Here is a 359-nt window from a genome sequence, read left to right on the forward strand (position 1 = left end):
TACTCTTCCTACACTAAGACCATTTGCAAACACTGTTTTTGATCCTTGAATCATTACTTTTCCTTCACTAAAACTTTCTCCTTGTCTACATATTGACTTACCGTTTACAAAAACATTGTTACTCCCACTAATGCAGAAATGCGGTGTTACTTCTCCACAATAGTCTCCTACTCGTACAACCGATTTATTCATTTAATTAAGGTTTATTTTATCTGCCTTCAATTTTATTCCACTTTTTGTCATTTCTATCCTCGATTCCCCAGCTTTCAGTGTTATTTTGTCTACTACTTCAATCTCTAAATGATGTTTTTCCTTATCATATAACAATCTTGTTCCATCTTGAAACTTCACACTATTTA

1 protein-coding gene and 1 pseudogene are annotated in these 359 nt (G+C 32.9%); both read right to left on the reverse strand.

The window, feature by feature from the left end; translation table 11 throughout:
* Positions 1 to 192, reverse strand: a 192-nt coding sequence (locus BA053_RS06440; protein WP_065106883.1) for a PAAR domain-containing protein, incomplete at its 3' end; no start/stop codon positions are given.
* A pseudogene (locus tag BA053_RS08235) lies at positions 193 to 359 on the reverse strand (phage baseplate assembly protein V); the annotation flags it as partial. It abuts the gene before it with no gap.

The organism is Wolbachia endosymbiont of Nomada ferruginata, from assembly GCF_001675785.1.
GTDB classification, from domain to species: domain Bacteria; phylum Pseudomonadota; class Alphaproteobacteria; order Rickettsiales; family Anaplasmataceae; genus Wolbachia; species Wolbachia pipientis.